We start from the raw sequence: 6,261 nt of genomic DNA on the forward strand, positions 1-6,261 counted from the left end.
GCATCCGCCTCCACCGCAACCGCCTTCGCCCACCGATAGTCCGCCTTACCGCTAGGTGAGCGCTGGATCTCATCGGTGACGACGAGCTGCCGGGGAATCTTGTACCCGGCGACATGCGTACGGCAGTGCGTCTGGACCTCCGACAAGGTCAACCTGTCCACCCCCGGCCGGAGTTGGACCACCGCCGCCACATGATTGCCCCACTTCGCATCCGGCACCCCCGCCACCAGCGCGTCATACACATCCGGGTGCGACTTGAGGGCCTGCTCGACCTCCTCCGGGTACACCTTCTCGCCCCCGGAGTTGATGCACTGCGAGCCCCGGCCGAGCACGGTCACGATGCCCTGTTCGTCGACGGTCGCCATGTCACCGAGCAGCACCCAGCGCTCGCCGCCCTTCTGGAAGAACGTCTCGGCGGTCTTCTTCTCGTCGTTGTAGTAGCCGAGCGGCACGTGCCCCCGCTGGGCGAGGCGCCCCGGTTCGCCGACCGCCACCGGCTCGTACGTCACCGGATCGACCACCTGCGTACGCGCGTTGACCTCCAGGCGGAACCCCTTCTCCGGGCCCGAGTCCTCGGTGGCCTTGCCGTTGGAGCCGGACTCGGAGGAGCCGAAGTTGTTGAGAAGGAGCACGTTCGGCACCAGTGCCTGGAACTGCGCGCGCACCGTCTCCGACATGATCGCGCCGGACGAGGAGAGGCTGAACAGGGACGACATGTCGGTGCCCTTGCAGGGGCCGTTGAGCGCGTCCACGAGGGGCCGCAGCATCGCGTCGCCCACCAGGGACACGGTCGAGACACGCTCCTTCTCGACGGTACGGAGCACCTCTTCGGGCACGTACTTGCGGTGCAGGGCGATGCGCTGGCCGTAGTTGAGGGCGACGAACGAGGTCAGCGTGGACGTGCCGTGCATCAGCGGGGGAGTGGGGAAGAACGTGATCCCCGCCCCGCCCGCGGCGACCCGCTCGGCCAGCTCCTCGGGGCGGGAGACCGGCTCGCCGGCCGGGTCGCCGCCGAACAGGCCCGCGTAGAACAGGTCCTCCTGGCGCCACATGACGCCCTTCGGCATGCCCGTGGTGCCGCCGGTGTAGATGATGAACAGGTCGTCCGCGGAGCGCGGCCCGAAGCCACGCCCGGCCGACGCGGCGGCCTCCGCCTCGGTGAACGGTACGGCGTCGAGCGCGGGCGCGTCCGCCGGCGGAGTGCCGACCCGGACCAGGTGGCGCAGCTTCTCGGTACGCGGCAGCGCGGCCGCCACCCGCTCAGTGAACTCGGCGTCGTAGACCAGCGCGGCCAGGTCCGCGTCCCGGTAGAGGTAGACCAACTCCTCCTCGACATACCGGTAGTTGACGTTCACCGGCACGAGCCTGGCCTTGAGGCAGCCAAGGACCGTCTGCAGGTATTCGACGCCGTTGTACAGGTGCAGGCCCAGGTGCTCGCCGGGGCGCAGCCCGCTGTCGATCAGGTGGTGGGCGACGCGGTTGGCGGCCGCTTCGAGTTCGGCATAGGTGAGGCGGCGCTCCGTGCCGGTGCCGGGGTGGTCGACGTACACCAGTGCCTCACGATCGGGCACCACATCGACGACGGACTCGAACAGGTCGGCAAGGTTGTAGTCCACCGCTCCTCCAGACCCCGGAAACATGTTGGCTCGGCCGTCATTAGAGCGCTGCCGCGCACAACTGGGAAGGGGTGCGCCAAGAAAACTGACTGTCTGTCAGAAAGCTATTGAACTGGACCCGACCCTCCTGCAACCTGTTCTAGGTCTGAGACGGGAGGACCTACTCATGGGACCAAGTGGTGGGACGGAACACCTGGATGTGCGCCGTGAAGGCGCCACGCTGGTGCTCACACTGAACAGGCCCGAAGCCAAGAACGCGCTCTCGCTGCCGCTGCTCGTCGGGCTCCACGACGGCTGGCTCGAAGCGGACGAGGACGACACGATCCGCTCCGTCGTCCTCACCGGGGCGGGCGGTGACTTCTGCGCCGGCATGGACCTGAAGGCCCTCGCCGGCAAGGGCATGGAAGGAGAGCAGTACCGGGACCGGCTCAAGGCCGACCCCGACCTGCACTGGAAGGCGATGCTGCGGCACCACCGCCCCCGCAAACCCGTGATCGCCGCCGTCGAGGGGTACTGCGTCGCCGGTGGCACCGAGATCCTCCAGGGCACCGACATCCGGGTCGCCGGGGAGTCCGCGACCTTCGGCCTCTTCGAGGTCAAACGCGGACTGTTCCCCATCGGCGGCTCGACGGTGCGACTGCAGCGGCAGATTCCCCGTACGCACGCGCTGGAGATGCTGCTCACCGGACGGCCCTACACCGCCGCCGAGGCCGCGTCCATCGGGCTCATCGGGCAGGTCGTGCCCGACGGCACGGCGCTCGACAAGGCCCTCGCCATCGCCGAGCAGATCAACGCGTGTGGGCCGCTGGCCGTCGAGGCGGTGAAGGCTTCTGTGTACGAGACCGCGGATCTGTCCGAGGAGGACGGGCTGAAGTCCGAACTGGAGCGGGGGTGGCCCATTTTCGCCACGGACGATGCGAAGGAAGGGGCGAGGGCGTTCGCGGAGAAGCGGGTGCCTGTGTATCGGCGCGTGTAAGTGCCGTTGGCTCGGCTGCTGTTGATCGCCCTGCGGGCTCGTCCTCAAACTCCCCCAGCTACCGCTGGGAGGTGCCCCCAGGACGGGCTGGATTTGGCTCGGCCTCGTACGCCGCCGGAGGCCGCCCCCTCACCCATAGGAGTCCACGTCGCATGCCCGAAGTCCTCAAAGCCCCCCTCATCGTAGAGTTCCCCTTCACCCGTTCCCTCGGCCCCGTGCAGAGCGCCTTCCTCACCGGGTTGCGCGAGCGGACCGTGCTGGGGGTCAGGACCGGTGAGGGCAAGGTCCTCGTGCCGCCCGTCGAGTACGACCCCGTGACCGCCGAGGAGATCCGCGACCTCGTCGAGGTCGGCGCCACCGGTACCGTCACCACCTGGGCCTGGAATCATGAACCCCGTCGCGGGCAGCCCCTCGACCGGCCCTTCGCCTGGGTGCTCGTCCAGCTTGACGGCGCCGACACCGGTCTCCTGCACGCCCTGGACGCACCGGGGCCCGAGGCCGTACGCACCGGCATGCGGGTCCGGGTCCGGTGGGCCGGGGAACGCACCGGCGCCATCACGGACATCGCCTGCTTCGAACCGTACGAGAGTGAGACGCGGAGCCAAGTCGCGCCGCACGACGGGGAGTTCGAGGACCGCGTCAGCGGCATCGTCGCCCCCGCCCGGCTCGACTACAGCTACTCGCCAGGGCGTGCCCAGACCCGCTACATCAACGCACTCGCCGACCGCCGCGCCGTCGGCGAGCGCTGCCCGTCCTGCCGCAAGGTGTACGTGCCGCCCCGCGGCGCCTGCCCCACCTGCGGCGTCGCCACCGACGAACAGGTCGAGGTCGGCCCGGCCGGCACCGTCACCACGTACTGCATCGTCAATATCAAGGCGAAGAATCTGGACATCGAAGTCCCGTACGTCTACGCCCACATCGCCCTCGACGGCGCCGACCTCGCCCTGCACGGGCGCATCGCCGGGATCCCGTACGACCAGGTCCGGATGGGGCTGCGGGTGGAACCGGTGTGGAGCGAGGGCGGGCGCTGGCCCGACCACTACCGGCCCACCGGCGAACCCGACGCCGACTACGACACGTACAAGGAGCTGATCTAGATGCCGGCCAACCGGCCCCTGCGTGACGTCGCCGTCGTCGCCTTCGGGCAGTCCGACCACGTGCGCACCAGCGACGAGGTCTCCGAGGTGGAGATGCTCATGCCGGTCCTGCACGACGTGCTGCAGCAGACCGGCCTGAAGACCAGCGACATCGGCTTCACCTGCTCCGGCTCGTCCGACTACCTCGCCGGTCGCGCCTTCTCGTTCACCATGGCCCTCGACGGCGTGGGCGCCTGGCCGCCGATCTCCGAGTCGCACGTCGAGATGGACGGCGCCTGGGCGCTGTACGAGGCCTGGGTGAAGATCCTCACCGGTGAGGTCGACACCGCCCTCGTTTACGCGTACGGAAAGTCCTCGCCGGGCTCCGTGCGCGATGTCCTCACCCGGCAACTCGACCCGTATTACGTGGCCCCGCTGTGGCCCGACTCCGTCGCCCTCGCCGCACTCCAGGCACAGGCCCTCATCGACGCGGGCGACACCGACGAGGCCGCGCTCGCCGGGGTCGCCGCACGCAGCCGGGACGCCGCGAGCGCCAACCCCCATGCGCAGCTGCACGGTTCACGCCCCCAGGGCGACTATCTCGTACGGCCGCTGCGCACCGGAGACGCGCCGCCCGTCGGGGACGGCGCGGCCGCCGTGATCCTCGCCGCCGGAGACCGGGCCCGCGAGATCTGCGAACGCCCCGCCTGGATCCGCGGCATCGACCACCGCATCGAGGCGCACTCTCTCGGCGTCCGCGAACTCACCGACTCGCCCTCCACCCGGCTCGCCGCCGAACGCGCCGGAGCCTTCGAACGCCCCGTGGACACCGCAGAGTTGCACGCCCCGTTCACCTCGCAGGAGGTCGTCCTGCGCAAGGCCCTGAAGCTCGGCGACGACGTGAACATCAACCCGTCGGGGGGCGCGCTCGCCGCCAACCCCGTGATGGCCGCGGGCCTCATCCGGATCGGCGAGGCCGCCGCCCGCATCCACCGCGGCACGTCCGACCGCGCCCTCGCACACGCCACGTCAGGACCGTGCCTCCAGCAGAACCTGGTCGCCGTACTCGAAGGGGAATCCCGTGACTCACGTGGCTAAGGAACCCGTGGCCGTCGTCGGCGTCGGCCAGACCAAGCACGTCGCGTCCCGCAAGGACGTGTCCCTCGCGGGCCTCGTCCGCGAGGCCGCCCAACAGGCCCTCAAGGACGCCGAGTTGACGTGGGCCGACATCGACGCCGTCGTCATCGGCAAGGCGCCCGACTTCTTCGAGGGCGTCATGATGCCCGAGCTGTACCTCGCCGACGCCCTCGGCGCGGTCGGCAAACCCATGCTCCGGGTGCACACCGCGGGCTCCGTCGGCGGCTCCACCGCGCTCGTCGCCGCCAACCTCGTCGCGGCGGGCGTGCACGGCACCGTCCTCACCCTCGCCTTCGAGAAGCAGTCCGAGTCCAACGCCATGTGGGGCCTGTCCCTGCCCGTACCGTTCCAGCAGCCGCTGCTCGCGGGCGCCGGCGGGTTCTTCGCCCCGCACGTACGCGCGTACATGCGGCGCACCGGCGCGCCCGACACCGTCGGCTCCCTCGTCGCGTACAAGGACCGCCGCAACGCGCTGAAGAACCCGTACGCGCACCTGCACGAGAAGGACATCACCCTGGAGAAGGTCCAGGCCGCGCCCATGCTGTGGGACCCGATCCGGTACTCGGAGACCTGCCCGTCCTCCGACGGGGCCTGCGCGATGATCCTCACCGACCGTGCGGGCGCGGCCCGTTCACCCCGGCCGCCCGCCTGGATGCACGGCGGCGCGATGCGCAGCGAGCCCACCATGTTCGCGGGCAAGGACTTCGTCTCGCCCCAGGCGGGCAAGGACTGCGCGGCCGACGTGTACCGGCAGGCCGGCATCACCGACCCGCGCGGCGAGATCGACGCCGTCGAGATGTACGTGCCGTTCTCCTGGTACGAGCCGATGTGGCTGGAGAACCTCGGCTTCGCCGCCGAGGGCGAGGGCTGGAAGCTCACCGAGTCCGGCGTCACGGAACTCGACGGGGACCTGCCGGTCAACATGTCCGGCGGCGTCCTGTCCACCAACCCCATCGGCGCCTCTGGCATGATCCGCTTCGCCGAGGCGGCCCTCCAGGTGCGCGGCCAGGCGGGCGAGCACCAGGTCGACGGGGCCCGCAAGGCACTCGGTCACGCGTACGGCGGCGGGGCGCAGTTCTTCGCGATGTGGCTGGTGGGCTCGGAGCCGCCGACGAGTTGACCGCGGCTGCCGTGCCGGACCGGTCAGGGCCTTCCTCCTTCCGTGGCCTGTCCGGCGCCCCCGCCGCTCGCTAGGCTGGCCGCGGACCGTACGGGCAGTACCGGGAGGAGCACGGACGTGGCCGAGAGCACCACCACCAAGGAGACCTTTGAGCCCTTTGCGGGCTGGCGGAAGCCCGACCTCGATCTCAGCGACGCCGCCTGGCAGTCGAGCAGCGAGGGCCGCGGTGACGTGCAGATCGCCTTCGTGGAGGGCTTCATCGCGATGCGCAACGGCGGCAGCCCGGACAGCCCGTCCCTGATCTTCACCCCGGCGGAGTGGCGGGCGTTCGTACTG

At 70.2% G+C, this 6,261-nt stretch carries 6 protein-coding genes; 5 read left to right on the top strand and 1 reads right to left on the bottom strand.

All coding sequences use genetic code 11. The features are described from left to right. Positions 1-1,616: acyl-CoA synthetase (locus tag GUY60_RS32385; protein WP_161704389.1), on the bottom strand; the 1,616-nt coding region annotated here is incomplete at its 3' end. 166 nt (positions 1,617-1,782) lie between these two features. Between GUY60_RS32385 and GUY60_RS32390 the strand changes: the two genes are divergently transcribed. From GUY60_RS32390 to GUY60_RS32410, 5 genes are all read left to right on the top strand, one after another. Then, a complete protein-coding gene (locus GUY60_RS32390) occupies positions 1,783-2,592 on the top strand; it encodes a crotonase/enoyl-CoA hydratase family protein (protein ID WP_161704391.1) in 810 nt (269 codons plus the stop codon). Positions 2,593-2,744: 152 nt separating this feature from the next. Beyond that, positions 2,745-3,689 carry a Zn-ribbon domain-containing OB-fold protein gene (locus tag GUY60_RS32395; protein ID WP_161704393.1) on the top strand — a complete coding sequence of 315 codons (945 nt, stop codon included), beginning with the start codon at positions 2,745-2,747 and terminating at the stop codon, positions 3,687-3,689. Beyond that, entirely contained in the window at positions 3,690-4,766 is a 1,077-nt protein-coding gene (locus GUY60_RS32400; protein ID WP_161704395.1) for a thiolase family protein, read from the top strand. It abuts the gene before it with no gap. Continuing rightward, positions 4,759-5,925, top strand: a complete 1,167-nt coding sequence (locus GUY60_RS32405) for a thiolase family protein (RefSeq protein ID WP_161704397.1) — start codon at positions 4,759-4,761, stop codon at positions 5,923-5,925. The genes GUY60_RS32400 and GUY60_RS32405 overlap by 8 nt, the downstream gene beginning before the upstream one ends. A gap of 117 nt (positions 5,926-6,042) precedes the next feature. After that, the coding region (locus tag GUY60_RS32410) for a DUF397 domain-containing protein (RefSeq protein WP_161704399.1) at positions 6,043-6,261 on the top strand (219 nt) is incomplete at its 3' end.

The sequence above is a fragment of the Streptomyces boluensis genome (assembly GCF_009908195.1).
Taxonomy (GTDB): Bacteria; Actinomycetota; Actinomycetes; order Streptomycetales; family Streptomycetaceae; genus Streptomyces; species Streptomyces boluensis.